Annotated in this window: 32 protein-coding genes; 14 read left to right on the top strand and 18 right to left on the bottom strand. The window is 64.4% G+C overall.

Annotation, left to right across the window (positions count from 1 at the left end):
* Positions 1-30: 30 nt before the first annotated feature.
* Positions 31-402, bottom strand: coding sequence for a VOC family protein (locus tag R3P95_RS18875; RefSeq protein ID WP_317549147.1), 372 nt, complete (start codon positions 400-402; stop codon positions 31-33).
* A 63-nt stretch (positions 403-465) separates the two neighbouring features.
* On the opposite strand from R3P95_RS18875, the gene R3P95_RS18880 reads away from it, so the two are divergent.
* Positions 466-900 carry a MarR family winged helix-turn-helix transcriptional regulator gene (locus tag R3P95_RS18880; RefSeq protein WP_269596015.1) on the top strand — a complete coding sequence of 145 codons (435 nt, stop codon included), beginning with the start codon at positions 466-468 and terminating at the stop codon, positions 898-900.
* A 2-nt stretch (positions 901-902) separates the two neighbouring features.
* Here the strand turns inward: R3P95_RS18880 and R3P95_RS18885 are convergent, their stop codons facing one another.
* From R3P95_RS18885 to R3P95_RS18895, 3 genes are read right to left on the bottom strand one after another with little or no spacing between them, the layout of a single operon-like run.
* Entirely contained in the window at positions 903-1712 is an 810-nt protein-coding gene (locus R3P95_RS18885; RefSeq protein WP_317549148.1) for an alpha/beta fold hydrolase, read from the bottom strand.
* A gap of 13 nt (positions 1713-1725) precedes the next feature.
* A complete protein-coding gene (locus tag R3P95_RS18890; RefSeq protein WP_149406762.1) occupies positions 1726-2448 on the bottom strand; it encodes a pirin family protein in 723 nt (240 codons plus the stop codon).
* A complete protein-coding gene (locus R3P95_RS18895) occupies positions 2445-2897 on the bottom strand; it encodes a MarR family winged helix-turn-helix transcriptional regulator (RefSeq protein ID WP_094669507.1) in 453 nt (150 codons plus the stop codon). The genes R3P95_RS18890 and R3P95_RS18895 overlap by 4 nt, the downstream gene beginning before the upstream one ends.
* 85 nt (positions 2898-2982) lie before the next feature.
* On the opposite strand from R3P95_RS18895, the gene R3P95_RS18900 reads away from it, so the two are divergent.
* Positions 2983-3474, top strand: coding sequence for a VOC family protein (locus R3P95_RS18900; protein ID WP_149406763.1), 492 nt, complete (start codon positions 2983-2985; stop codon positions 3472-3474).
* A gap of 30 nt (positions 3475-3504) precedes the next feature.
* A complete protein-coding gene (locus tag R3P95_RS18905; protein WP_149406764.1) occupies positions 3505-4287 on the top strand; it encodes a pirin family protein in 783 nt (260 codons plus the stop codon).
* Here the strand turns inward: R3P95_RS18905 and R3P95_RS18910 are convergent.
* Entirely contained in the window at positions 4284-5840 is a 1557-nt protein-coding gene (locus R3P95_RS18910) for a cation:proton antiporter (RefSeq protein WP_317549149.1), read from the bottom strand. The genes R3P95_RS18905 and R3P95_RS18910 overlap by 4 nt on opposite strands.
* A gap of 58 nt (positions 5841-5898) precedes the next feature.
* Positions 5899-6702 (bottom strand): SDR family oxidoreductase, encoded by an 804-nt coding sequence (locus R3P95_RS18915; protein WP_317549150.1) that lies wholly within the window; start codon positions 6700-6702, stop codon positions 5899-5901.
* Between the two features lie 35 nt (positions 6703-6737).
* Here R3P95_RS18915 and R3P95_RS18920 point away from each other — a divergent pair, with 35 nt between their 5' ends.
* Positions 6738-7538 (top strand): ABC transporter ATP-binding protein, encoded by an 801-nt coding sequence (locus R3P95_RS18920; RefSeq protein ID WP_149406766.1) that lies wholly within the window; start codon positions 6738-6740, stop codon positions 7536-7538.
* A complete protein-coding gene (locus R3P95_RS18925; protein WP_317549151.1) occupies positions 7535-9118 on the top strand; it encodes an ABC transporter permease in 1584 nt (527 codons plus the stop codon). Before R3P95_RS18920 ends, R3P95_RS18925 begins: the two co-directional genes overlap by 4 nt.
* Here R3P95_RS18925 and R3P95_RS18930 read toward each other — a convergent pair.
* Together R3P95_RS18930 and R3P95_RS18935 are read right to left on the bottom strand one after the other, a co-directional pair.
* A complete protein-coding gene (locus tag R3P95_RS18930; protein WP_149406768.1) occupies positions 9110-9670 on the bottom strand; it encodes a sugar O-acetyltransferase in 561 nt (186 codons plus the stop codon). The genes R3P95_RS18925 and R3P95_RS18930 overlap by 9 nt on opposite strands.
* A gap of 10 nt (positions 9671-9680) precedes the next feature.
* Positions 9681-10187, bottom strand: a complete 507-nt coding sequence (locus R3P95_RS18935; RefSeq protein ID WP_317549152.1) for a GNAT family N-acetyltransferase — start codon at positions 10185-10187, stop codon at positions 9681-9683.
* A gap of 32 nt (positions 10188-10219) precedes the next feature.
* Here R3P95_RS18935 and R3P95_RS18940 point away from each other — a divergent pair, with 32 nt between their 5' ends.
* Together R3P95_RS18940 and R3P95_RS18945 are read left to right on the top strand one after the other, a co-directional pair.
* The gene (locus R3P95_RS18940) at positions 10220-11170 is read left to right on the top strand and encodes a D-2-hydroxyacid dehydrogenase (RefSeq protein ID WP_317549153.1); all 951 of its coding nucleotides are present in this window, start codon (positions 10220-10222) and stop codon (positions 11168-11170) included.
* A gap of 53 nt (positions 11171-11223) precedes the next feature.
* Positions 11224-11667 carry an SRPBCC family protein gene (locus tag R3P95_RS18945; RefSeq protein WP_317549154.1) on the top strand — a complete coding sequence of 148 codons (444 nt, stop codon included), beginning with the start codon at positions 11224-11226 and terminating at the stop codon, positions 11665-11667.
* On the opposite strand, the gene R3P95_RS18950 is transcribed toward R3P95_RS18945, so the two are convergent.
* Positions 11664-12914 (bottom strand): Nramp family divalent metal transporter, encoded by a 1251-nt coding sequence (locus R3P95_RS18950; protein WP_300514765.1) that lies wholly within the window; start codon positions 12912-12914, stop codon positions 11664-11666. The two genes, R3P95_RS18945 and R3P95_RS18950, sit on opposite strands and share 4 nt — an antisense overlap.
* Before the next feature lie 97 nt (positions 12915-13011).
* Between R3P95_RS18950 and R3P95_RS18955 the strand changes: the two genes are divergently transcribed.
* Positions 13012-13356 (top strand): class I SAM-dependent methyltransferase, encoded by a 345-nt coding sequence (locus tag R3P95_RS18955; RefSeq protein ID WP_317549155.1) that lies wholly within the window; start codon positions 13012-13014, stop codon positions 13354-13356.
* A complete protein-coding gene (locus R3P95_RS18960; RefSeq protein ID WP_317549156.1) occupies positions 13353-13772 on the top strand; it encodes a hypothetical protein in 420 nt (139 codons plus the stop codon). The genes R3P95_RS18955 and R3P95_RS18960 overlap by 4 nt, the downstream gene beginning before the upstream one ends.
* Here the strand turns inward: R3P95_RS18960 and lppU are convergent.
* Both lppU and R3P95_RS18970 read right to left on the bottom strand, forming a co-directional pair.
* A complete protein-coding gene (gene lppU, locus R3P95_RS18965; protein ID WP_188078723.1) occupies positions 13769-14395 on the bottom strand; it encodes an LppU family putative lipoprotein in 627 nt (208 codons plus the stop codon). The genes R3P95_RS18960 and lppU overlap by 4 nt on opposite strands.
* A 96-nt stretch (positions 14396-14491) precedes the next feature.
* Positions 14492-15736, bottom strand: a complete 1245-nt coding sequence (locus R3P95_RS18970; protein WP_317549249.1) for a molybdopterin-dependent oxidoreductase — start codon at positions 15734-15736, stop codon at positions 14492-14494.
* Between the two features lie 236 nt (positions 15737-15972).
* On the opposite strand from R3P95_RS18970, the gene R3P95_RS18975 reads away from it, so the two are divergent.
* The 3 genes from R3P95_RS18975 to R3P95_RS18985 all read left to right on the top strand — a co-directional run bounded on the left by R3P95_RS18975 (position 15973) and on the right by R3P95_RS18985 (position 19601).
* Entirely contained in the window at positions 15973-17256 is a 1284-nt protein-coding gene (locus R3P95_RS18975; RefSeq protein WP_317549157.1) for an HNH endonuclease, read from the top strand.
* 120 nt (positions 17257-17376) lie between these two features.
* On the top strand, positions 17377-18615 hold the full coding sequence (locus R3P95_RS18980) for a lipase family protein (protein ID WP_317549158.1): 1239 nt from the start codon (positions 17377-17379) through the stop codon (positions 18613-18615).
* Between the two features lie 14 nt (positions 18616-18629).
* Positions 18630-19601: an endonuclease/exonuclease/phosphatase family protein gene (locus R3P95_RS18985; RefSeq protein ID WP_317549159.1), complete on the top strand. Its 972-nt coding sequence runs from the start codon at positions 18630-18632 to the stop codon at positions 19599-19601.
* 15 nt (positions 19602-19616) lie between these two features.
* Here the strand turns inward: R3P95_RS18985 and R3P95_RS18990 are convergent, their stop codons facing one another.
* From R3P95_RS18990 to R3P95_RS19020, 7 genes are read right to left on the bottom strand one after another with little or no spacing between them, the layout of a single operon-like run.
* Positions 19617-20195 (bottom strand): hypothetical protein, encoded by a 579-nt coding sequence (locus tag R3P95_RS18990; RefSeq protein WP_094638315.1) that lies wholly within the window; start codon positions 20193-20195, stop codon positions 19617-19619.
* The gene (locus tag R3P95_RS18995; protein WP_317549160.1) at positions 20192-20734 is read right to left on the bottom strand and encodes a DUF6286 domain-containing protein; all 543 of its coding nucleotides are present in this window, start codon (positions 20732-20734) and stop codon (positions 20192-20194) included. The genes R3P95_RS18990 and R3P95_RS18995 overlap by 4 nt, the downstream gene beginning before the upstream one ends.
* The gene (locus R3P95_RS19000) at positions 20731-21111 is read right to left on the bottom strand and encodes an Asp23/Gls24 family envelope stress response protein (protein WP_317533048.1); all 381 of its coding nucleotides are present in this window, start codon (positions 21109-21111) and stop codon (positions 20731-20733) included. The genes R3P95_RS18995 and R3P95_RS19000 overlap by 4 nt, the downstream gene beginning before the upstream one ends.
* On the bottom strand, positions 21104-21283 hold the full coding sequence (locus tag R3P95_RS19005) for a hypothetical protein (RefSeq protein ID WP_027495126.1): 180 nt from the start codon (positions 21281-21283) through the stop codon (positions 21104-21106). Before R3P95_RS19005 ends, R3P95_RS19000 begins: the two co-directional genes overlap by 8 nt.
* A 15-nt stretch (positions 21284-21298) precedes the next feature.
* Positions 21299-21583 carry a hypothetical protein gene (locus tag R3P95_RS19010; protein WP_149406778.1) on the bottom strand — a complete coding sequence of 95 codons (285 nt, stop codon included), beginning with the start codon at positions 21581-21583 and terminating at the stop codon, positions 21299-21301.
* 4 nt (positions 21584-21587) lie between these two features.
* Positions 21588-21863 carry an Asp23/Gls24 family envelope stress response protein gene (locus R3P95_RS19015; protein ID WP_068049455.1) on the bottom strand — a complete coding sequence of 92 codons (276 nt, stop codon included), beginning with the start codon at positions 21861-21863 and terminating at the stop codon, positions 21588-21590.
* A gap of 11 nt (positions 21864-21874) precedes the next feature.
* Positions 21875-22366, bottom strand: coding sequence for an Asp23/Gls24 family envelope stress response protein (locus R3P95_RS19020; protein WP_068049443.1), 492 nt, complete (start codon positions 22364-22366; stop codon positions 21875-21877).
* A 149-nt stretch (positions 22367-22515) separates the two neighbouring features.
* Between R3P95_RS19020 and R3P95_RS19025 the strand changes: the two genes are divergently transcribed.
* Positions 22516-23103 carry an RNA polymerase sigma factor gene (locus R3P95_RS19025; protein WP_082898669.1) on the top strand — a complete coding sequence of 196 codons (588 nt, stop codon included), beginning with the start codon at positions 22516-22518 and terminating at the stop codon, positions 23101-23103.
* A complete protein-coding gene (locus tag R3P95_RS19030; RefSeq protein ID WP_149406779.1) occupies positions 23088-23546 on the top strand; it encodes a hypothetical protein in 459 nt (152 codons plus the stop codon). The genes R3P95_RS19025 and R3P95_RS19030 overlap by 16 nt, the downstream gene beginning before the upstream one ends.
* Positions 23547-23634 lie beyond the last annotated feature (88 nt).

Below are 23634 nucleotides of genomic sequence, written 5' to 3' on the forward strand. Positions count from 1 at the left end.
AAGAAATATTTCGCAATAGTTCTTTCGGAACTAACTGCTGTGCACGGTCACCGCGTATCCGTCCGGGTCTGACAGGACGAAGGTCTTACCGAATGGGCCGTCGAAGGGTGCTGTCAGGATGGGCACGTCGGCGGCGACCAGTGACGCGTGCAACGCCTCGGCGTCGTCGCAGGAGAGCCACAGGGCTACCCCCAGTCCCGCTTGTCCGCTGTCGAGATCGGTTTCGGGAGCTGGGTTTCGGACGGCGAACGGGATGGGTGAGGTCGTGAACACCACCGCGCCGGGGGGTGCCTGGGGAGCGCGGACCAGACCGAGCCGGCTCTCGTAGAAGTCTGCGCTGACGGCGAGGTCGCGTACTTGCAGAGAGAGGAAGCTCGGTCCGGAAACGGTAGCCGTGGTCATGTGGGGCCCTTTCGAGATGGTCGTCAAGTTCTTGACGGTTGGAATGTATGTCAAGATGTTGACATGAGTCAAGTGGACCTCGACACCTCGATCGGTTACGCCCTCAAGCGGGCAACCTCCGCCCTGCGTTCGGCGATGGACGACCGCCTCCGCGAACTCGACATCACGGTCTCGCAGTATTCGAGCCTCGAACTCCTCGCACACAAGCCGGGGCTGTCCAACGCAGAGCTCGCCCGCGCGGTGTTCGTCAGTAGGCAGGCAACCCATCAGCTGCTGGCCGGGCTGACGCGCGATGGCTTGGTGGAGATCGAAGGCACCGGTCGAGACCAACGCCTACACGTGACGGCTCGGGGAATCGAACGCCTACGACAAGCGTCGGCCGCCGTCGCAGACGTGGAACGCACCATGATCGAATCGCTCTCCGCGCAGGAGCGGGAAGTGCTGCATCGCAATCTTGTTGCGTGCGCGGAGGCATTGGGCGGCCACCCGCACGCGTGACCTCACTCGATCGAGTCGAGGAACTCCAGCATCGCCGTGTTGAACTCGTTCGACCGGTCCATGTTCGCGGCGTGGCCGCATTTGTCCAGCACTACCGATCGACCGTGTGAGTTGCCTACGACGGACTCGGAAGCGTGTGCAGCAGGCCAGAACTGACTCTCACGCCCGGCGACCATCAGGTACGGCCGATCCGTTGCTGCGATGGTCGCGCGCCAATCCCGGGCAGCATGGTCTGCGAGCAGAGCCTGCATCGGCGGGGTATCGGGCGACGCCATCTTCGGAACCGCACGTAGCGCGAGCGCGAGCTTCAGGAGCGACGGCACGGACTTCCACTTGGGCAGGCCGTGTCCGGTATCGGGTATTCCGTTGTCGAAGAACGTCGTTCGGTTGTCCTCGGTGAGACCGTAGAAGCCGTTCTTCCAGTAGGAGCTGTTCACCATCTTCGGCGTCTGATCCACCGATACGACGGCTCGTACGTGCTCGGTGCCGAATTGCGAGATGTACGACCAGATGGTGCTCGCCCCCATGGAGCCGCCGATCAAGACGGCCTCGTCGACGCCCACCTCGGACAGGAAGTTCGCCACGTCGCGTCCGTGTCGCTCCATGGACGCACCGTGGGTCGGTGCCTCCGAGGCACCGTGTCCTCGTCGATCGAGCGCGAGAACGCGATATCCGCCGTCCACCAACGCTTTCTGCTGCAGCGCCCAGGTCGTCGCGGGCGCGCAGAAACCGGCAATGAGCACCACGGCCGGGCCTGTGCCCTCGTCCAGATAGTTCAGGGTGACAGCATCATCGGTGGCGATGGTCGGCATAGTCGACACTCCCTCAGGCGAAGGTGGCGTGCATTTCCCAGATCATGATTTCGCTCGCGGTCGATGCTGTCACACGGTGTCCGCCGGTGGAGGTCAGTCGCACCGCGTCACCCTGGGCGAGATCGCCGATGTCCTCGAACATCGCCGAACCGTCGGCCACGAAGACGTGACCGAACGGAGCGTCGGGAACGGTGATGGACTGTCCGCGCCGGAGCCGCGCAACGTGCAGTGCCGCAAAGCGATTGCCGATGTGTATTCCACTTCTGCCCGGCATTCCCGATGCCACACAGACCAGCTCGCCGGATGCCAACTCGTCGCGCACGTCCAGTTCGTCGTACGAGGGCACCCGTCCGTCGGCATCCGGCGGGATCCACATCTGTACGACGCGTAGCTTGTCGCGGCTGGTCAGGCTCGACGCGTTGCGTTCGGTGTGGCGAATGCCGGTGCCCGCACTCATGCGTTGAATCAGACCGGGGCGGATCAGTCCGGAATTGCCCTCGGAATCGGTGTGCGCGAGCGTGCCCTCGAGTACCCACGTGAGGATCTCCATGTTCCGGTGCTCGTGCGAATCGAAGCCCTCACCGGGAAAGACGGTGTCCTCGTTGTGCACCATCAGCAGGCCATGCGCGTTCGCAGCCAGGTCGTAGTTGCCGGTGGCGGGGAAGGACTGTTTGGAGTCGAGCCATTCGTTCCACCAGTGATGCCGCTGCTCGCCGGAAATGTGGGTGAGGGTCACGACGCGTGGTTCCGCATTGCCGAGAAAGTGCGGGTGAGGGCCGCGAGATCCTCTGGGTTCACCAGGTCGAACATGTTCTCCCGTACCGCTGCGGCGTGCCCTGGACTGGCCTCGGCGAGGGTGCTGAGGCCGGACTCGGTGAGCTCGGCGGACATGCCCCGCTTGTCGTCGTCGCATTTGACGCGTCGAACCCAACCGCACTCGACCAACCGGCTGATGGCCCTGGTGACGCCGCTTCGAGTGGTGGTGACGGCGTCGGCGAGTTCGCTCATGCGGCGTCGGCGATCGGGCGCTTCGGAGAGCACCACCAGCAACTCGAAGTCGGTGAACGAGATACCGGAGTCGCGAGTGAGCTGGTTGTCGAGATCGCGAAGCAGCAGCCGAGTCGCGTCGAGGTATGCGCGCCAGGCCGACTGTTCGTCCTGGCTGAGCCACCGTGGAGATTCCATGGGCCCATATTAGTTGACAACGCAACTACTCGGTGTACTGTCGTGGTAGTTGACGAAGCAACTACTTGACCCGAAGGGTAGAGCGATGACCGAGACAGATCAGCACACCATCGAGCGTGACCGCATCCGTGCCCAGCACATGAAGCCGGCAGGCGAGCGGCCCGCGTCGTCGGCACGGGGACTGCATCACACCGCCTTGGTCAGCAGCGACGTCGAAGCCACGGTTCGCTTCTACCAGGATCTCCTCGAGTTCCCGCTCACCGAACTCATCGAGAACCGTGACTACCCGGGCTCCTCGCACTTCTTCTTCGATATCGGTAACAGCAACCTGCTGGCGTTCTTCGACTTTCCCGGACTCGACGTCGGACCGTATGCAGAGGTGCTCGGGGGCCTCCACCACGTGGCGATCAGCGTCGAGCCGACCAGGTGGGAACACCTGCGTACCAAGCTGATCGACGCCGGAGTGGAACTGATCGAGCACAGCGATGTCTCGTTGTACTTCCGCGACCCCGACGGTGCGCGTCTCGAACTGATCGCCGATCCACTCGGTGAGATGTACGGCTCGCACGTTCTCTGACCCCCATACTTCGAGATTCGAGGCAATGACATGACCTCTGCAGCAACCACACTCGACGTCCGACGGGCCGACGACCGATTCAAGACCAAGATCGGCTGGCTCGACTCCAAGCACTCCTTCTCCTTCGGCAATCACTTCGATCGTGGCAACACCCACCACGGCGTCTTGATGGTCAACAACGACGACATCGTCACCCCCGGGCAGGGATTCGACACCCACCCACACCGTGACATGGAGATCGTGACCTGGGTACTGCAAGGATCGCTGGTGCACCAGGATTCGATGGGCCACTCCGGCGTCATCTATCCCGGTCTCGCGCAGCGCATGAGTGCAGGCACAGGAATTCTGCACTCGGAGAAGAACGACTCGTGGCGACTCGGTGAAACCGCCGGCTCGTACTCGGGCAAGCACGGCGATCCCGTTCGATTCGTCCAGATGTGGGTTGTGCCCGACGAACAGGGCATCACCCCGGGCTACGAGCAGCTCGAAATCGACAGCGAATTGCTCAGTGGCGGGCTGGTTCCGGTGGCGTCAGGGATGGCGCGCCACGCCGATCACGCGGCGATCCGAATCAAGAACAAGTACGCCGCGATGCACGCTGCACGTCTGCAGCCAGGACAAGCCCCGGTCGACGTTCCCGACGCGCCGTTCGTGCACATCTTCGTAGCCGAGGGCGAAGCGATGCTCGAGGGTGTCGGCGTACTTGCCGAGGGCGACGCCGTGCGGATCTCCGGAGGCGGCGGGCAGAAACTGAGCACCGCAACCGGAGCCGAAGTGATCGTGTGGGAAATGCACGCGGCGATCGCCGGTTAGTCGGTTTCTCGGTGCGGGCGGAAGGAGTGCTCCTCGTGGTCGAGTTCGTGTTCGAGGCTGCGCATGCTGTTGTCCGGTAACCGGCCGGCGTCTCGCCAGCACAGCAACTCCTCACGCTCGACGGCCAGGATGCGTCGCCGGGTACTCATCGCGGCGATCTGCTCCGGTGAAATTACCGAATCGCCCACTTCGGATTCGTCGAGGTGATCGAGCCGGCGGTGGTAGCGGTCGATGCGGTGTTCCAACTCGTGCCGCAATATCTCCCGACCCTCGTCGTCCAGATTCTCCTCGTCGGCTATCCGATCCAACTGTGACAGAGCAGCTTTCGTCGAACCCTCGCGCGCTTCGTTCCGTAGTCGCGCCTCCTCTGCGGGATCGGCCACGACGTTCAACCTGCGTACCAGTGGAGCGAATGTCAGCCCCTGACCTATCACCGTCACCAGCACGACGAGAAATGCGCAGAACAGCAGCAGATCTCGGCTCTCGAACGGCTCGCCCGAGTCGATGGTGAGCGGCAACGTGAAGACGGCGGCGACGGTGATGACTCCGCGAGTGCCTGCCCAACTCATCACCACCGCCTCGCGGGCGGACAGCCCCGTGGTCAGCAACCACAGCGGCCGCAGCAGGAGGACGCCGGCGAGCGTGACCGTGACTGCCAGGGCGATGGTCGTCCCCGAGTAGGCCGACAGGCCGCCCACCACGGTGGGCAACTGCTCGCCGATCAACAGAAACACGAAGCCCTCCAGCAGAAGATCGATCAATCGCCACACCGCGCTGGTCTGTAGGCGGCTGGCTCCGGAGATGGCGTGACGGGTGTGGTGACCGATCACCAATGCTGCAACGACGACCGCCAACACCCCGGACGCATGCACTTCTTCGGCCGCGACGAACGGCGTCGCCAGCGACACGATGTTGAGCAGTAGCGAATCGTGAACGAACCTCTGCACCAATCGAATCAGTAGTGCAACGATGAGGACCACGACGATGCCGCCTGCTGCGGCGAGCACGAACAATCCCCCGGCATGGGCGGCTGTCATGTCCTGACTCGAGATCGCGGCGATCGCCACGGTCAGCATCGTCAGCGCGGTCGCATCGTTCAGCAGTCCCTCGCCTTCGATGAGCGTCACGAGCTTCGGTGGGATGCCCGCGCGTCGACCCACCGCGAGCGCCGCCACCGGGTCCGGTGGTGCCACGGCAGCACCCAGCGCCATACCGGCCGCCAACGTGATGCCGGGCACGAGCAGCCAAAGGCCTACTCCCACCAGTGCTGCCGTGGCCACCACCAAGGCCACGGACAAGCTCAGAATCGTCCATACGTTGCGGCGGATGGCGATCAGTGAAGAGTTCAGCGCAGCGCTGTACAGCAGCGGTGGAATGACCAAGGTCAGAACGACCTCGGGGTCGAGAACGATGTCGGGCAACGCCGATGCCGAGACCGCCAGGCCGGCGAGGGTCAACAACGCGGCCGCGGGCAGCGTCGTCTTCTTCGAGATCACCTGTGCGGCGACGATCAGACCCGTGGCGGCCAGGACCAAGCCGAGAGTTTCTATCACGGTAAGTCGAGAGGGAAATAGTTCACCCGGCTGTATTCCACCAGGTCAGAGGTTCAAACTATCTCTTCAACCCGAACATCTTCGCAATTGTCTTCTCCATGAAGGTCGCCGGGAGCAATCGCCGCGCCAGAAACACGACCGGTGCGTTGCTTCCTCTGGCGTACAACGGTTTCGGCTTGTCGGCTTCGATGGCCGTCAACACCACCTCCGCGACTTGCTCGGCGGAGATGCCGGTTCCCTCCTTGCGGTCCAGGGACGAGATCGCGGTGTGGAAGTCGTCTCGGTGGACGGAATCCGGTGCGATGTACTTGGTCCGACGCTCACTGATTCCGGTGTTGATCGAGCCCGGCTCGACGGTGGTCATCCACACGCCGAAGGGTGAAAGTTCCAGGCGCGCGGCATCGGAGAAGCCCTTGATGGCGGCTTTCGTCGACGCGTACGACGAGCGGTAGGCGAGCGGGAAGCTCGCCAGCATCGATCCGATCATCACGATGCGGCCGTAGCCACGCTCGCGCATACCGGGAATGACGGCCTGGGACAGCGTCACTGCACCGAAGACGTTCAACTGGAACAACCGCTCGATGGCATCGGTCGGCAGCTCCTCGAACGGCCCGGACTGACTCTCACCGGCGTTGTTGACCAACACGTCGACGACACCGAGATCGGCGACGAAGTTCCGGATCGAGTCGGCATCGGTGAGGTCGAGAGCGCGATACTCGACGCCGGTGGCCCGTTGCGCGTCGGTCATCGAGTCCGGATTGCGGGAGGTGCCGATCACTCGATACCCCCGGGCGAGGAGCGCCTGCGCTACCGCGCGTCCGATACCCGACGAAGCTCCGGTGACCACTGCCGTGCGATTCATGCCCAGATGGTACCGGGACGGCTGATCGATACCGGATGACGAACCGTCCCATACCGGTTAGTCTGTTACCCGTGCAAACGAATTCTGCTGCCCTGCTGATCGAGCACCTCTGTATGGCTTTCGGCCCCAAAGTCGCAGTCGACGACCTGTCGCTGATGGTTCCACCCGGTTCGATGTTCGGACTCGTCGGCCCGAACGGCGCTGGCAAGACGACGTGTCTGTCCATGGCGGTCGGTCTGCTCAGGCCACAGTACGGCCGAAGTCTGGTGTTCGGACGAGACGTCTGGGCCGATCCCATCGCCGCGAAGGAGCTACTCGGAGTACTGCCCGACGGGCTCGCTCTGCCGTCCCAGTTCACCGGCCATGAGCTCTTGACGTACTTCGGACGACTGCGCGCGATGCCGGAGGACGTGATCGCACAGCGTCGGGACGAGCTGTTGGACGCGTTGGATCTTGCCGACGCCGGGGGAACCGTCATCGCCGACTACTCGGCGGGTATGACCAAGAAGATCGGGCTGGCCTCGGCGCTGCTGCACGGCCCCCGGCTGTTGGTGCTGGACGAGCCCTTCGAGGCGGTCGACCCCATCTCCTCCACCACCATTCGCACCATTCTGGTCCAGTTCGTCCGGTCCGGCGGATCGGTGATCCTGTCGAGTCACGTGATGGCACTCGTCGAGCAGCTCTGTACCCACGTCGGCGTCATCACCGGTGGCCGAGTCGTGGCTGCGGGCACGGTGGACGAGGTCCGCGCCGGCGGAAGTCTGGACGACGCCTTCGTTCGCCTGGTCGGTACTCGCGAACAGAACCCCGACGGCCTGTCCTGGATGCGCTCGTGACGTCTCTCGGTCGAACCGTCCTGCAGATGCGAATCACGCTCTACCGCAGGCAATTCAGGGGCGGCCAAGCAGTGGTGAAAAGCGTGTTCGGGTTGCTGGGGCTGGTCTTCGCGGTACTGGCGTGTGTGTTGTCTGCGCGCAGTGGAGCCTCGCAGGTGTTGGTCGGCGGCACCGTGAGCCTCGGGCTGACACTGATCGGTCTGAGCTGGGTGCTGTTCCCGGTGCTCTCGGGGATCTCCGACGACAACATCCAGCCCCGCCACTTCCAGATGCTGTCGGTGAAACCCTCACGCCTGGCGCGTGCCCTGTTGGCCACATCGGCGTACGGGATGCTGGTGCCGTTGACGGCCATCGCGACCGCGTCGATCCCGATCTACGCCGTGTCCCGTTCTCTCGCAGCACTTCCGCTTGCCCTGGTGGCCTGGCCAGCGACCGTCGTACTCTTCGTGACGCTGTCCAGGGTGGTCACCGTGGCGATGTCTCAGCTACTGAAGAGTCGGCGTAGTCGAGAGTTCGCTCTGCTGGCGTTCGGTGCGGTGTTCGGCGGCCTGTACTTCCTGCAGTTCCCCATCACCCAGAACTTCTCTCGGGTGCTGTCGGGCGAAGTGACATGGCCTCTGACGCTGGCACATTCGATTCCGTTCAGCTGGGGCATCACCGGAGTCGACGCTGCGCTCGACGGCAACTGGCCTCTCGCGATCGGCGCAGTGGCGGGACTGCTGCTGCTCGACGTCGCAGTGGTGTGGGCGTGGCAGCGACTTGTGCTGCGGCTCTTCGAGGGGCGGGTGTCCGCCTCGTACGGCGCGTCGCGGAAGCAGACGGCAACGAACGGCCGCAACGGTGACACCGGCTGGCGCACCACCCGTGTCGGCGCGGTGGTGATGCGGGAGTTGTCCCTGTGGGGCGGCGATATGCGTCGTCGAAGCCAGTTGCTGTCGGTGCTGATCTTCACGGTGCTCGGAGGCGTCGGTCCGTTGCTGACCGATTCGATTCCGTTCACCGCAGAGTGGGGTGCGTGGATGGTGATCTACATGGCGATGGGCGCGGGATCGAATCTGTACGGCCTCGACGGCAGTTCCATGTGGCATCTGGTGATGATTCCGCAGGCTCTGCGCGACGACGTCCGTGGTCGGCAGATCGCGTGGCTGATGGTTGCCGCACCTTTCGCGATCGTGTCGACGACGGTCGTCCGAGTGTTCGGCGACCTCGGACTCGACCGGTTGGCGGTCCCCATTTCGGTGACGCTGTCGATGCTCGGCGTCAGTGCAGGGCTCATCGTCGTGATCTCGGTCCGTGCCGCCTACCCGGTCCCCGAACCCACCAAGGCCTTTTCGCTGAACACCCGAGGGTCGTTCAACGGAGGTTCGTTCGCATTGATCTTGCTGTCGATGGTCGTACTCGGAGTGTCGGTGGTGCCCGGTCTGCTGCTGGCACTGCTCCTGCCCGGTGCGTTCGCGTACCTGTCCGTTCCTGTGGCCGCGGCTATCGGGTGGCTGGGCATCTGGTGGGGCGCCCGGATGGCCGTCGGCACCCTCGTCGGTGACTCCGACAAGATCTTGCACGAGGTGATCTCACGGTAGGGCGCGAATGGTCCGACTCGGGTTGCCGGCAGCGAAGGTGTGCGGCGGCACGTCCCGGGTGACGACGCTGCCTGCACCGATCACCGAGTTCTCGCCGATCGTGACGCCCGGGCACACGATGACTCCGCCGCCCAGCCAGACGTTGTTCCCGATGACGATGGGAAGAGCACTCTCCCAGCGTGTTCGGCGCGCCTCGTGATCCTCCATGGGGTGCAGCGGCGTCAGCAGTTGTGCCCGTGGTCCGATCGACACATCGTCGCCGATGGTGATGGGCGCGCAGTCCAACAGGATCGCGTCGTAGTTGAGGAAACTGTTCGATCCGATGGAAATGTTTGTGCCGTAATCACATTGGAACCTGGGCATGATCCACGAATCGTCTCCGAAGGATCCGAGCAATTCGCCGAGAATCTCCCGACGCTCTTCGTTCCGGTCTGCGTCGGTTGCGTTGAATCGGTCCAATAGCCTGCCGCACGCCACCCGAGACGCCACCAGTTCGGGATCGTTGTCTCGGTACAGTTCTCCGCGCAGCATACGATCCCGGTTCTCGCCCATGGACGAGACACTACCGATCGGTCGGCTTCTCGAACAGGGCAACGCTGAACCATGCACTGCCCTCGGCGAACTCGCGGCGGCCGACGTAGCTGAACCCCTGATTCAGGTAGTAGCTGCGCAACGCGTCGTTGGTCTCGGCGCAGTCCAGACGCAGCAACGAGCGTCCTTCCCGGCGGGTCTGCTCCGACGCCCACTCGAGCAGTGACGCACCGAGGCCGGTCCCGGCCTCGCTTCTGTCGATCACCAATCCGTGTACGTAGCAGGCCAGTTCGTCCTGCTCGGGCCAGATGGCCGGGTCGGATCCGATCAAGCGCAGTGCTCCGACTATCGGGCCGCCGGGATCGCGTCGGGCGACGTAGAACTCTCCTGCCTCGATCTGCGCTGCGACAGTGCCGAGGGGCACCTCGCGTGGCGTCCACTGATCGATCCCTCGATCCGAGAGCCAGTCCTCGGCTGCGTGCCGGAGGCCGAGTATCGTTGCCGCGTCGGCGGCAGTTGCGGGTTCCACGGTGAGCACGGTGCCATGGTACGGAGGTGGCGAGTTCTGTGGTGAACGTGCTTGTGGTCGAGAGCGGTTCGGACCGGCGTTCCTTCCCCCTGATCGATGGAGTCGACTTCCGAAGCTGCCTGATGGACGAACTCGCCGACGCGGTGTCGTGGGCCGAGGTGCTGCTGTTCCGGACCTTCGAGACTGCCGATCTGCGGGGCGTGTGGCCCGGTGCCGAGAATCTTCGCTGGATCCACGCGTCGAGTGCCGGAGTCGATCGACTGCTGGATCCGGTTCTGCGCGAGAGCCCGTGGATGCTGACCAATTCCGGTGGCATCCTCGACCGGGCCATCGCCGAGTACGTCGCAGCCGGCATTCTGGCGTCGGTCAAGAAGTTGCCCCGGGCGCTTGCTCGGCAGCGCGAGCGGGTGTGGGAGCACAGAGTTACCAGCGGGATTCACGGTCGCGCCGCTCTCGTCGTCGGTCCCGGTTCGATCGGACGCGAAATCGCCCGGATGCTCGGAACACTCGGTATGCGCGTCGAGGCCGCGGCAACGTCCGAGCGACCGGGCGATTCGGAGTTCTCGCGGATCCGAAACTTTCGAGAATTGCCCTCGTATGCAGGCGAATACGACGTGATCGTGTTGGCGACACCGCTGACCGATGCCTCGCGCGGACTCGTCGACGCGGCGGTGCTGGGGGCCATGCGTTTCGATGCAGGCCTGGTCAACATCGCCCGCGGTCCCGTCGTCGACGAGCAGGCCCTGTGCGATGCCCTGGGATCCGAAGGGATCGGGTGGGCCGTGTTGGACGTGTTCGAGGTCGAACCATTGCCGGACACGAGCCCGCTGTGGGACATGGACAACGTCATCCTGACCGCGCATCTGGCGGGCGACTCCGACGATTTCGCGGAGCGTCTGTGGGCGCTGTTCGAGGACAACCTGCAGCGGTACGTCCGTGGTTCGGAATTGGTCAACGTGGTGGATATGCAGGCGGGATACGTGCGCCGCTGAAACGGACCGCCAAAGTATGCGTAACACGCCGTAGCATGTACTAGGGTGCACGAGTGCGTGAAATCAATCGTTCGGCCGTGGCATCGACCAGTCGCGATGCGGCATTCGCCTACATGGACGACTTCAGAAACGTCCCGCAGTGGATGTTCGGCATCACCCGGTTCGAGCCGAAGAGCGACATCCTGTCCGGTCTCGGAGCTACGTACGACGCGACGATGCAGATCGGTCCGAAGGCTCTCACCTCCGTTGTGCACGTGACCGAATGGGTCCACAACGAGAGGCTCACGCTCGAATCGGTCGAGGGCCTGTCCAACTCGTCCACGTGGTCGTTCTCCGACACGGCAGACGGCGGTACCCGTCTGGATGTGGTGTTCCGCTACAGCCTTCCCGGCGGAATTGCAGGCAAGGTGCTCGGCGCTGTGGTCGAACCCGTTGTGGGTCAGGCGATCAAGCACACGGAGTCGACGCTGCGCGCCCGCCTGGAAGCGGCCGACTAATACACGTACTTGTCGAGTGCGTCCAAGACCTGGTCGACGGCGAGCCACGCGAACAGGAATGCGCAGACACCCAGCGTCAGGTTGGTGAACCAGCCGTTGCGCCACTGCTGTGGCACCCGATCGCTGTTGAGCAGAATCAACAGCGTCACCGCCAGGAACGGCATGAACACCGCCCCGAGGACGCCGTACGCGAGCACGAGTCCGATAGGTTGGTCCAGCCACAGCAGCGCCATCGGCGGGAACGTCAACCATGCGACGTACCAGCGGAAGTACTTACCGCCCACGCGTGTTTCGGGGTGGCCCTGTTCGAGCCCCTTCAGATTGCCGACGAAGTCCGCGAACATCAGGCTCACTCCGTTCCACACCCCGATCAGGGACGAGAACGACGCCGACCAGAATCCGATGAGGAAGACGTACCCGAACACCGTGCCGTAGCGCTCGGCGAGCACGTCGGAGAGTTGAATCAGGCCCTGATCGCCGGTGGAGATCGCGATCTGCGACGAGTACAGCAGTTCGGCACCGACGATGAGCATGGCGAGGACGAAGATGCCGGAGATGACGTAGGCCATCGAATTGTCGATGCGCATGACGCGCATGAATTTCGGTGTGATCCAGCCTTTCTCGCGCAGCCAGTAGCCGTATGCGGCGAGCGTGATGGTGCCGCCGACGCCACCTGCGAGGCCGAGGACGTACACGATGGAGCCGTCGGGAATGGTGGGGACGATGCCCTTGACGATGGCGGGAACGTTCGGAACCGCTACTACCGCAGCACCGATCACGGTCACGAACATGATGCCCACGAAGACGGTGATGATCTTCTCGAAGAACCCGTAGCTACCGAGCCAGATCAACGCGAACCCGAGGAGCCCGGACGCGATGGCGACAACCTTCAGATCCAAGGCCGGGAACAGCGCGACGATCGGCAACGCGCTCGACGACATCGCCGCAGCACCGTAGACGAATCCCCAGATCACGATGTACGGCGCGAAATAGACCGTCGTCCACTTACCCAGCGAACGCCAGCCCTGAAAGATCGTGTTGCCCGACGCCAACGTGTAGCGGCCGGCACCCTCCACCAGAACGACTTTCATGACGACGCCGACGATGATGACCCAGAGCAGTGCGTAGCCGTAGCGCGAGCCGGCCACCAGAGTCGCGACGAGGTCGGCAGCCCCGATGCCGGTTGCGGCGACCACGAGTCCGGGGCCGACCACCTTCCATTTCGGAGGTGCAGTGGTCTCGGTCATCGATTCTCCTCGTGCGCCGGGGGTTGCTCAGTGACCTGTCTCACTCTTTACGAAACGTACGGTTCCTGGCAAGTCAGCGCTCGGTACCGTCGATGCGGTGACCGACGGAGAGCAGTCATCGCGTGCACTGAGCTTCGGCAAGGTTGCCGAGAATTACGACCGGGCCCGTCCCGGCTACCCCGCCGAGTTGTACGCGGACATCATGACCGGCGACGGGCTGCGAGTGCTCGAGGCGGGAGCAGGTACCGGTAAAGCCACCGTTGCCTTGGCTGAACTCGGTGCGTCCGTCGTTGCGGTGGAACCGGATCCGGCTATGGCAGAGCTGGTTCGGCGGCGCACCGAGAACCGCGACGTCGAAGTGCAGGTGTCACGGTTCGAGGATTGTGCAGTCCCGGCGGCGTCGTCGATGTTGTGGTGGCCGCGCAAGCCTGGCATTGGGTGAACCACGAGCGGGGCGCTGCGGTGGCAGCCCGTGCGTTGGTTCCCGGCGGTGCCCTTCGGTTGTGGTGGAACATGCCGGGCGACCTAGAGGGCCCGGCATGGGAAGCGGTCAGGGCGGCCTACGACGCAACCGAGCCCGAAGTGGCCCACCTGTTGGTGCGTTCTCTCGGTGCGCAACCGGAGTCGAACGTGCCCCGCGCTGCCGGCTTCGGTCCGTGGACTACCTCGACATACGAATGGGTTCAGCGCTATTCCGCAGATGAATTCTACGCCATGGCCGCCACGTACTCGAGCCATCTCGTCCTGGACGACCGGCGCCGTGCCGAGGTCCTGAACGCGGTGCACGAGGCGATCACCCGCCACGGCCACGTCGACTACCACTACGTCACACAGATGGTAACGGCGCAGCGCGACTAGGAGACCGTCGTGGTGCAGACGACGAATTGCCTTGAATCGTAGGCGAATCCACCCTCGGGGCATTCGTTGGGATCGGCGGTACCGGTCTTGATCTCGGTGACCTGTTCGACGTCGGTCGCGGTGGGGTCGTTGCAGTCGACTCGTGAGGGCTCGTCCATACCGACGGTGGGCACGCTCATGCAGCCGTCGACGACCCAGTCGACGTCGAGGCACAGTGCCCCCTGCTCCACACCGTCGAGTGTCTCGTAGTAGGTCTGATTCACGTCGGTGGGGCACTGCTCGTTCTGCTCGGCCTTGGCGATGACCTTGTAGTTCGATTCCATGCTGCCGCATTCGGCGTTCTCGATGGTGGCGGCCGTCATCGTTCCGCCGAGTTGGACGCATTGACCGATCTCGACGTCGATGTCGGTGGAGCCGCCGGCGTCGATGCCTTCCTGGCCGGATACGTCATCGGTGGTGCCGGCCGCGGCGGACGTGGAGGACGAGGTGGTGGTGTCTGCGGCAACGGCATTGCCCGATTCGGACGACGAGCATCCTGCGGCGAACAGCAGCGTGAGCGCTGCACCTGCGGCGAGGAGGCCTCTGGAGAAAGCAAGCATCGTGGCATGACCTTCGGAACTCATCGAGGCAAGAGAACACACACTCGTCGGCAGCCCCACGGGCCACCGAAGAAAGATTCTTTACCATTCACGGAGGTTTGAAAAGCGCACAGCCGGAAGTCACGAACGGAACACGATGGTGGCAACCCATTTGGTGTTGTGGACGCCCGGAAGAGCGGGAACGATCACGCGCGCGGGAAATCCGTGATCGAGCGAGAGATCCACGCCGTTGACTTGCAACGCGAGCAACGAATCCGGATGGCTCGCTTGATTTCCCTGTAGTACCGCGCGCGTGAATGCACCGTTCTGCTCGAGCGAAGTGACCTCGGCCGATCGCGGTGCGGGTACGCCTGCGAGCGCGGCGAGTTCGGCCAACGGGACGCCGGTCCACGCCTGCGTGGTCGACCATCCTTCTACGCACGCGATCGGAAGTTCGGCAGTGCGCTGCGGCATCGACAGCAGCCTGCCCCGAGAGAGCACCACCGGGACGGCGTCGTCGGCTGCGCTGCTGATCGTCAGTTGCCAGTCGGGCCCGGTCTGCGCCTCGGTGATCCCCGCAGCTTCGGCGGTTCGGTTGATCTGGAAGTCGTTGGGGCCGTCACCGTACGAGCGTCCCCGAGGCAGCAGAATCGCAGCCTTGCGCAGCACTCCTCCGAGCGTCTGGCCGACGGTCAACACCGCGACGAAACCCATTCCGGCAGCGACCAATCCGATGGCTCCGCGTCGGCTCATGGTCGACGGGGGGCTGTCGTCGGTCTGCTGGTCCGGAGCGTCGTTGCGGGCCCGCAACACGTCCATCAGGGACTCGGACCTCAGGGTGCGCCACATCAGCGGAACCTTGAGACCGAGGTGCACGAGAAATCCGGAGATGAACACCCAGGCACCGAAGTAGTGAGCGGCGTAGAAGTCGAAACCGAACACGTAGTCGTACTGGATGTTGAGAACGCCGGTGACGATCTCGAACAGCAGGCCACCGACCAGTGCCAACAGCGACAGTCGTTCGAGCGCATGTGCCGGCGATCGGACCGGTGGTAGTTCGACGAGCTTCGGCATCACCGACCACAGTTTGGCGATGACGAGTGGCACGATGATCAGGCCCAACCCCACGTGCAGGCCCTGGGTGAGTTGGTACAGCCAGGCAGGGTCGGTGGGCCAGTCGAAGTACGGCAACCGCAGCCACCCGACGGCTCCGGGTCTGGCCTGGCCGAACTGTGGTCCGTAGGCGCTGTACGAGAGCAGCCCGGTCACGGTGATGATGGGCAGCGCAACGAGCAGTACCGCACCGAACAGCGACGTCAACCACGTGCTGCGCAGCGGACTGCGAAAGCGCGCGAGAGGATTGCGGACGTCGGCCATGTAGGGCATTCGCAGCCCAGTCGATGCCGGATGCCTCGTGGCCTGCTCGGGTACCGGCGGGTCGTCGCTCACGTGCGCCTACCGCCCTCCGCTCGGAACCAGCATCCGGTGTCAGTATCGGGCCGGACAGCGAGAAAGCAAGCCCGGAACGTCCCCGCGGGGACGCGTCGGACCTCGTCGAGAAGTTCTTGTCGGTACCGCGTCGTACGCTTCATCGAACATGCATTCGATGAATGGGGGCGTTCATGAGCGACATGCAAGAGACTGGATCCGAGGCGGGACGGATCGAGACGAGAGAAATCGAGACCGAGATCTGCGCTCTGGCCGGTCAGATCGCTGCGGCGTCGGCGCAGTATCTGATTCTGGTGGGTGAGTTCGATGCTCGACGCGGATGGGCGGGATGGGAAGTACGGTCCTGTGCGCACTGGTTGTCGTGGCGTGCGGGAGTCGACCTGCACACGGCCCGTGAGCAGGTACGGGTGGCCAAGGCGATGCGGGAGTTGCCGCTGATCACCTCGGCGTACCTGAGCGGCACGGTTTCCTACTCGAAGGTCCGGGCGATGACGAGGGTGGCCACGGTCGACAACGAGGCGTCGCTGCTGCAGAAGGCGCTCGATGCACCCGCCGCCCACATCGAGCGTCTGTGCCGTGGCCTGAAGAAAGCGATGCGTCCGACCAGGGGTAACGGAGTCGATGCCGATCCGTCCGTAGGGCGGTGGCGCTGGGACGAGGACGACGGCTCGCTCGTGTTGACGGCGCGTTTTCGGCCCGAGGACGGCAAACGGTTTCTGGCTGCATTGACCAGGGTGGAGTACGAGCGCACTCGAACCGAGGGCGAATCCGAGGGTGACCGGGCGGCTCCGGCACCGTCCAACCCGGTGCCGGCGATGATTGCCATGGCCGAGATGGTCTGTGCCGGAATGGATTCTCCGGTTGTCTCACCGGCAGCGGAAGTGTTGGTCCACCTCGGCGGCATCGAGGAGGCGGGTCACGATCATGCCCATTTCGACGACGGCCCGGGTCTGGACGACGAAACGTTGGCTCAGGTGCTGTGTTCTGCGGTCATGCGGACGGTCGGTCACGGCGGCCTCGGCAAGACTGTGCGGTGGAGTTCGACTGCGAAAGCGCCGAGCCGAACCCAATTGCGGCAGTTGATCATTCGGGATCGATGCTGCACGGTGCCCGGGTGCGGGCGCACTCGATTTCTGCATGCCCATCACGTCACCTACCGCTCACGGGGAGGCAAGACCACGCTCGACAACCTGGTCCTGCTGTGCGGCGAACACCATCGAGCGCTGCACGACGGCTACTTCTTCATCGAAGCCCTCGACGATCAACGCTTCTCGTTTCACCATCCTTCGGGAATCGAGATGATTCATGCACCGACGATGTCCGGCGACGCGGACGAACTCCGGCGGAGACACGAAGGCATCGCGCCCGATTCCATAATCCCGAACTGGGGTGGGGAGGGCCTCGACCTCAGCTACGCGACCGATGTCCTGATCACCAATTGGCAGCAGGCTGCATGAAATGGGGTCGTTGAGGGCAAGTTAGTGTGACGGCGAGACTCGGACAAGAAGCGGTGGGACATGAGCGTCGACAGATCGATAGAGGACGAACAGCCTTGGCCGGTGGAACGAGCACCGAGCTTGAGCGACGCGACCAGGCCGGAGGACGACCCCTTCTACGCCGCGCCCGATGGGTACGAAGCGGCTCCACCGGGGACGATTCTCAAGGTGCGGCCGGTCGAGGTCGCGATGTTCGGTCGTGTGCGCCAGCGAGTCGATGCGTGGCAGCTGCTCTATCGCACCGCTGATCTCGGCGGGTATCCCCAGGCCAGCGTCACGACGGTGCTGCGCCCGCGGGACGCGGAGCCGGTACTTCTGTCGTATCAGTGTGCGATCGACGGCGTCGCATCCTCGTGCTTCCCGTCCTACGCGCTTCGGCGTGGCTCGCGGGCGTTCGGCGCGGTCCCACAGTTCGAGTTCCTGCTGGTACTGCACGCCTTGCGACGAGGGTGGACCATCTCGATCCCGGATCACGAGGGACCCGACGGCCACTGGGGTTCGCCGCAGGAACCCGGGTTCTGCACGCTCGACGCCATCCGCGCGGCGTTGTCGTTCGAGCCGCTCGAATTGAACGACAGCACGCCGGTCGCGCTGTGGGGCTACTCGGGCGGCGGGCTCGCCACATCCTGGGCGGCGGAGATGGCACCGGAATACGCACCGGAGATCGAGCTGGTCGGTGCCGCGCTCGGCTCCCCCGTCGGAGATCCGGGTTCGGCGTTCACCCGGCTCAATGCGACGCTGCACGCAGCATTGCCGACACTGGTGGTGGCCGGCCTGCGGCGGACCTACCCCGAGCTCGATCGGGTCATCCGTCAGCACGTCAACGAGGACGGAATGCGCATTCTCGATTCCGTGGAGTCGATGACGACAGTGCGCGCCGTGACCAAACTGGCCAGGCACGACCTGGACCACTACATCGACGTTCCGCTGGCCGATCTGTTGGCACTGCCCGAGATCGTGCAGGTGTTCCTGGATATTCAGCCCGGGCGCACCGCCCCGACGGCACCGCTGCTGGTCATTCAGTCGGTGCACGATCAGATCATCGCCGTCGACGACGTCGACGGACAGGTGGATCGGTACATCGAGGCCGGAGCCCACGTGACCTATCTGCGGGATCGGCTGAGCGAGCACCTGTCGCTGCACCCGATCGGTGCGCCGCTGACCTTGGACTGGTTGTCCGATCGATTCGCCGGAGTGCCGGTCGAAGAACCGTCGACACGAACGGTGTGGTCCATTGCGTTCTCGTTCGCGGCGGTTCGCGGTTTGTTGTCGATGACCTGGACGACCATCCGAGCGTTGGTCGGCGGCGTGCGAGCGTAGCTACTCTAGGGCGGATGCAGCGAACCTGGATACGAATACTGACCGGCACGATCGCCATTCTGGGCATCGCCACCGGGCTCGTGGCACTGGGCGTCTACTACACCGACACCCGGGTCAACGTCCTGATCGCGCTCGCGTCGTTCGTTCCGCTGATGTTCATCGCCGTGGTGGTCGGTGCCCTGGTGGCGTTGATCGGTCGGCGCTGGGTTCTGGCGGGTGTCTCCGCACTGGTTCTCGCTGCAGGCGCAGTGGCCTACGCACCGCTCTACGTGGCGGACGCGGCACCCGAGGACGCGACGGGCAGCGAGGGCGTGCGGTTGCGCGTCATGCAGGCGAATCTGATGATCGGGCTGGCCGATCCCATTGCTGTGGTCGGTCAGGCCCGCGACAGTGCCGTCGATGTAGTCACGATCCAGGAACTGACCGACGCGTCGGTGGTCGGTCTCCGTGACGCCGGTATGGACGAACTCTTTCCCTACAGCTACCTCGAGCCGCACGTGACCGGCGGCGGCGGAGCCGGAATCTACAGCCGATTCCCGATCTCGGACAACCGGCAGCTCAACGGATACGGCCCGGTCAATCTCGCCACCGAGGTCGAGGTCCCCGGTTCCGAGCCGGTCACGCTGCTGGCCGTGCATCCCGGTCCCGCCTACATCACCCCGGCGGACATCTGGACCGCTGAATTGGACACGCTCCGAAACGATTTGGAGGCGGTGGCAGGCACCGGCCGGGTGATCGTCAGCGGGGACTTCAACACCACGTACTCGCACAAGAAGTTCCGCAACCTGCTCGACGTCGGATACTCGGACGCCGCAGCACAATTGGGCAAGGGCCTGATCCCGACCTATCCCACGGACAAGGGCACGCCCGCTGTCGTCGGGATCGACCACATCCTCACCAACTCCGGCCATGCGCGGTCGCTGGAAAGAGTCGATCTCCCCGGATCGGACCATCACGGCCTGATCGGGGAGATCGAATTCTCCTGAGCGTGCGAGCGGAAGTCAGCTCACGCGAACGGACTGCTTTCGAGACTTTCCGCACTGCAACAGGATTCGCACTGCGGCGGGAGTGCCGTCCAGTGACGTCACGATGTCGTTGCGCGTCTGTGCCGCCACCGCGGAGACCTTGTCGAGTGTCGTCACGGCCGGGTCGATGGTCGCGGTGATCTCGACGACCCGCTGACCGCGGTCCGACACCGATCGGCCGTGTGCCGACACGACGCCCTCGTGAGCTGCCAGGGACTTGGCAGCACTCTTGGCGGCGGTGGTCAGATCGACACTGAGCCTGCCGTCGACATCCGAGTCTGCAGTGGACGAAAACGCGACGGTGCCGACCGAACGGCGGGGCAGGTGCGCGAGCAGCCACCACAATCCGAGAAGTACGAGAACGATCGCGGCTGCTCCGAGAGCCCAGGGCCACCACCCGGCGTCGACCGTGGTGTCGACGAACGCGGCATCGATGCGCTCGCGGCCCGGGAACTGGCCACGTTCCCACGCGATTGCTCCGCCGCCGAGGGCGATCAGTGCGAGTCCGACGACCGCTGTGCTGGTTCGGTCGACCGAGGCAGTTGCGCGTTTCACGATGGTTGTCCTGTCGTTCGCACTCGCGTGCGGACTTTCGGTGCCGGCGCGAGTGGGCGGAGAGCGTCGTCGACGGAGGTGACGATCGACGATTTCAGCGCTGCGGTGTCGGTGCCCGTCACGGTCGACGCGGCGACGGTGACCTTCTTGTTGCCGGCCTTGGCCGTCGCGGAGTCGACTCCGGCGTTGTCGAGAGCGGCGGTGCGGGCAACAGCGGCGACGTCACCCTTGCGGAGCCAGACGTCCTGCTCGGTGAGGGCACGATGGGTCCGCCGGCGAGGCTTGACGGCGAGCAGGACGAGGATGAATCCGACGACGACGGCGGCGATCCCGCCCGGCAACATCCAACTCTGCGCGGTGAGCCCGTCCAGGTTCGTGGCAGCGGGGCCGACCCACTCGGGGCCGTCGATGGCACCCAGGTTCAGCAACGCTTCTCGGCCGAGGACCACACCGGCTCCGATGAGGACGAGTGCGAAGAGGATTGCGGGTACGGCTGCGGCGGGGTTGGCTACCGGCTTCTTCGTCGCTTTCGCGGTCATTGCACTCTCCCTTCTTCGACGGTGGCTTCGGCGGGTACGCATTGGACGGTGACGTCGACTCGATCGACGGTGTAGATACCCAGCTCGGACAGATCCCGGGCCACGGCGGCACGAACTTCAGCGGCCACCTTCGCCAGCGGCGATGGCCAGGTGACCGCCACCGCGACCTGGGCGCGAACGCGCGAGCCGTTGATCGTCACGTCGGCCTTGGGTAGGTCACGCCCACCGAGGACGCGCAGGCCCGGCTGAGGATCGGCAACGGCGTCGGTGCTGCGGGCAGCGAGTACTGCCAGGCGCTCGACGGCCTTGTGCTTGATCTCCAGTGATCCGCGTTCGCCGGCGTCCTCGGGGGTGTCGGTCGCAGCTGTCTCAGTCACGACCGCGACCACGCATGATCGAGTTCAGGTCCAGTTCGCCGTCGATGTAGCGGCCGACGAAGAATCCGAGGCCACCGAGAACGATGGCGATGAGGAAGCCGGTGAAGCCGCCTGCCGCTGCGGCGATGGCCAGCAGAAGTCCCACGAACAAACCGATGGTTGCAGTGGTCATGGTCTTGATCTCCACTCAGAGTTCGAAGTAGTTGCGCCTGGTGACGCGTTTGCGGATACGAGCGATCCGCTTGGGAAGTGTGCGTAGCGGGGACGGAATCGAGGACGCACGGAATGCCGTCGGTGTGCTCGCTGCGTTGACAGGGGCCGAGGGCAGCACCGCGAATCTTCGGTCGACATCGGCGAGTGCGGCCATGTACCGGGCCGGGTCGCCGCCGATGTCGGGGTGGTGTTCGCGTGCCACAGCGCGCCGAGCCGCCTTGTACTCGGCGGCTCGGTCGTACGCTGCGTGCTGGTTCACCTGGTCAGACTCGCACAATGTCCTCGACGGTGACGTGCACGGGCCCGTCGACCATCGTCGCCACTGTGCGTCGTACTGCATCGGCCGTCTCGCGGACTGCGACACCGAACTCCAGCGATACGTGGACCTCGGTCCCGTCCTCACCGATTCGGATGCCAGCGATACGACGCCCGGGCAGATACGTAGCGGCCTCACCGAACATGCCGCCGTGCAGCCCGACGACACCGTCGATCGCCAGTACGGCGTCGGCGATGTCCTCGGACCTGTCACGTTCCGTCATGTGCGGGTCGGTCACTGCACTCGGGTGGTGGCGGGCTCGCTGGTGGTGTCTTCGTCGTCCGAGCCGTCGTCGAGGTAGATGTCGTGAACGACGATGTTGACCTCGGTGACCTCGAGGCCGGTCATGCGCTCGACGGCGTTGATGACGTTGCGACGGATGCCTGCTGCGAGGTCTGCGATGGAGACGCCGTAGTCGGCGACGATGTCGATGTCGACCGCTGCCTGACGCTCGCCGACCTCGACCGACACGCCCTGCGACTGGTTGACGCGGGCACCGGGGATGCGCTCGCGGAGAGCGCCGATTGCGCGGCTGGCTCCGCCGCCGACGGCGTGCACTCCCTGGACCTCACGGGTGGCGATGCCGGCGATCTTGGAGACGACGGTATCGGCAATGGTGGTGCGGCCCTGCGAGCTGACGAGCACGGAGTCCGACTTGGTGGTGATGTCGGTCTTTCCTTCGCCTGCTGCGGATACGGTTGCCTTGGTGTCCGTCGTGGAGCTCATGAATGCCTCTCTTCGTTGTGTGTCTTCGGTGCAGAGTGTGTGACAGGAGTTGGTCGTAGCTCGATCGGTGAAACGCACGTCCGGATAAAGTGACCTACGTCATAGATTACGTCTACTGGTAAACCGGTATCGAAAGACTTGCGTGATCGATGACCACGATGAAGCGAACTGGGGGCCCGATGGAGTGGGTTGACGCGTCGGACCGCGTTCTCGTCGGCGCTGCGGCGCTGGGCGAGACCGATGCGTTCGAGGAGATCGTCCGGCGCTACGGCCCGGAGATGTTCCGCTACGCGCGCAACATGCTGTCCGATCAAGGTGCCGCCGAGGAGGTGGTGCAGGACGCATTTGTGGCAGCGTGGAAGGGCCTCGACAATTTCCGTGGGGACTCGGCTCTGCGAACATGGTTGTTCTCGTTGGTCTCGCACAAGGTGATCGACCATCGCCGCAAGCGCAGCGTTCCACCCGCCGAAGATTGGTTGTTCGAGCGCAAGAGCACCGGCGCGGGCAGCAATCCCGAGGCCGATGTCGAGGCCGACAGCTTCATGACCGAGCTGGGCGTCGCGCTCTCGGAGCTGCCCTACCGCCAGCGGGCCTGTTGGTTGCTTCGCGAGGTCGAGGGCCTGACGCATCCCGAGATCGGCGCGATCATGACGTTGTCCGCAGGCGCAGTACGTGGTCAGTTGACCAGAGCACGAGCAACATTGAGCGAAAGGTTGGCAACATGGCGAACCCAGTAGAGCCGGATTCGGTTCTCGCGCGTGCTGCCACCGAACTTCGGGACGCACCGCAGGAACCGAATTGGGTGGACATCAGCGCGTCCATCCTCACGAAAGTACGCAACACCACCAGGCGTACGTGGCCCATCGACAGCGCGTATCCGCTGGGTTCCACGGCAGGATCGGCGGACTCGCTGCGGATCAGCGATCACATCGTCAAGACGACGCTCCGGCGTGCACTCGCAGGTGTACGCGGCGCGCAGCCGACCGAGATCGACCTCGACCTCGACGACCATGCCTGTATAGGCCTGTTCGTCGCGGTGATCGGGGTGTACGGCGACGACCTGCAGGCCGCGGGAGACGAGCTGGCGACCATCGCGATCGACACCGTGTCGGATCTGCTGGGCACCACCCTCGGACGCGATGTCGTGGAGATCCGCGTCGACGACATCGAGGAGCGCTAGCGTAAAAACTGCGTCATGACCGCTGGTCGACGGCGTAAGAAAGCGTAAGGAACGCGGCTCGGCTCGGTAGCGGGATTCAGGATCGAGC

It is taken from the genome of Rhodococcus cercidiphylli, from assembly GCF_033042225.1.
In the GTDB taxonomy this organism is placed as follows: Bacteria; Actinomycetota; Actinomycetes; order Mycobacteriales; family Mycobacteriaceae; genus Rhodococcoides.

Coding starts and splice junctions, on each gene's coding strand:
- R3P95_RS18875 (WP_317549147.1), bottom strand. CDS start 402: ATGACCACGGCTACCGTTTCCGGACCGAGCTTCCTCTCTCTGCAAGTA.
- R3P95_RS18880 (WP_269596015.1), top strand. CDS start 466: ATGAGTCAAGTGGACCTCGACACCTCGATCGGTTACGCCCTCAAGCGG.
- R3P95_RS18885 (WP_317549148.1), bottom strand. CDS start 1,712: ATGCCGACCATCGCCACCGATGATGCTGTCACCCTGAACTATCTGGAC.
- R3P95_RS18895 (WP_094669507.1), bottom strand. CDS start 2,897: ATGGAATCTCCACGGTGGCTCAGCCAGGACGAACAGTCGGCCTGGCGC.
- R3P95_RS18900 (WP_149406763.1), top strand. CDS start 2,983: ATGACCGAGACAGATCAGCACACCATCGAGCGTGACCGCATCCGTGCC.
- R3P95_RS18905 (WP_149406764.1), top strand. CDS start 3,505: ATGACCTCTGCAGCAACCACACTCGACGTCCGACGGGCCGACGACCGA.
- R3P95_RS18915 (WP_317549150.1), bottom strand. CDS start 6,702: ATGAATCGCACGGCAGTGGTCACCGGAGCTTCGTCGGGTATCGGACGC.
- R3P95_RS18920 (WP_149406766.1), top strand. CDS start 6,738: ATGACGAACCGTCCCATACCGGTTAGTCTGTTACCCGTGCAAACGAAT.
- R3P95_RS18930 (WP_149406768.1), bottom strand. CDS start 9,670: ATGGGCGAGAACCGGGATCGTATGCTGCGCGGAGAACTGTACCGAGAC.
- R3P95_RS18950 (WP_300514765.1), bottom strand. CDS start 12,914: ATGACCGAGACCACTGCACCTCCGAAATGGAAGGTGGTCGGCCCCGGA.
- lppU (WP_188078723.1), bottom strand. CDS start 14,395: ATGAGTTCCGAAGGTCATGCCACGATGCTTGCTTTCTCCAGAGGCCTC.
- R3P95_RS18970 (WP_317549249.1), bottom strand. CDS start 15,736: ATGCCCTACATGGCCGACGTCCGCAATCCTCTCGCGCGCTTTCGCAGT.
- R3P95_RS18975 (WP_317549157.1), top strand. CDS start 15,973: ATGAGCGACATGCAAGAGACTGGATCCGAGGCGGGACGGATCGAGACG.
- R3P95_RS18985 (WP_317549159.1), top strand. CDS start 18,630: ATGCAGCGAACCTGGATACGAATACTGACCGGCACGATCGCCATTCTG.
- R3P95_RS18995 (WP_317549160.1), bottom strand. CDS start 20,734: ATGACCGCGAAAGCGACGAAGAAGCCGGTAGCCAACCCCGCCGCAGCC.
- R3P95_RS19005 (WP_027495126.1), bottom strand. CDS start 21,283: ATGACCACTGCAACCATCGGTTTGTTCGTGGGACTTCTGCTGGCCATC.
- R3P95_RS19015 (WP_068049455.1), bottom strand. CDS start 21,863: ATGACGGAACGTGACAGGTCCGAGGACATCGCCGACGCCGTACTGGCG.
- R3P95_RS19020 (WP_068049443.1), bottom strand. CDS start 22,366: ATGAGCTCCACGACGGACACCAAGGCAACCGTATCCGCAGCAGGCGAA.
- R3P95_RS19025 (WP_082898669.1), top strand. CDS start 22,516: ATGACCACGATGAAGCGAACTGGGGGCCCGATGGAGTGGGTTGACGCG.
- R3P95_RS19030 (WP_149406779.1), top strand. CDS start 23,088: ATGGCGAACCCAGTAGAGCCGGATTCGGTTCTCGCGCGTGCTGCCACC.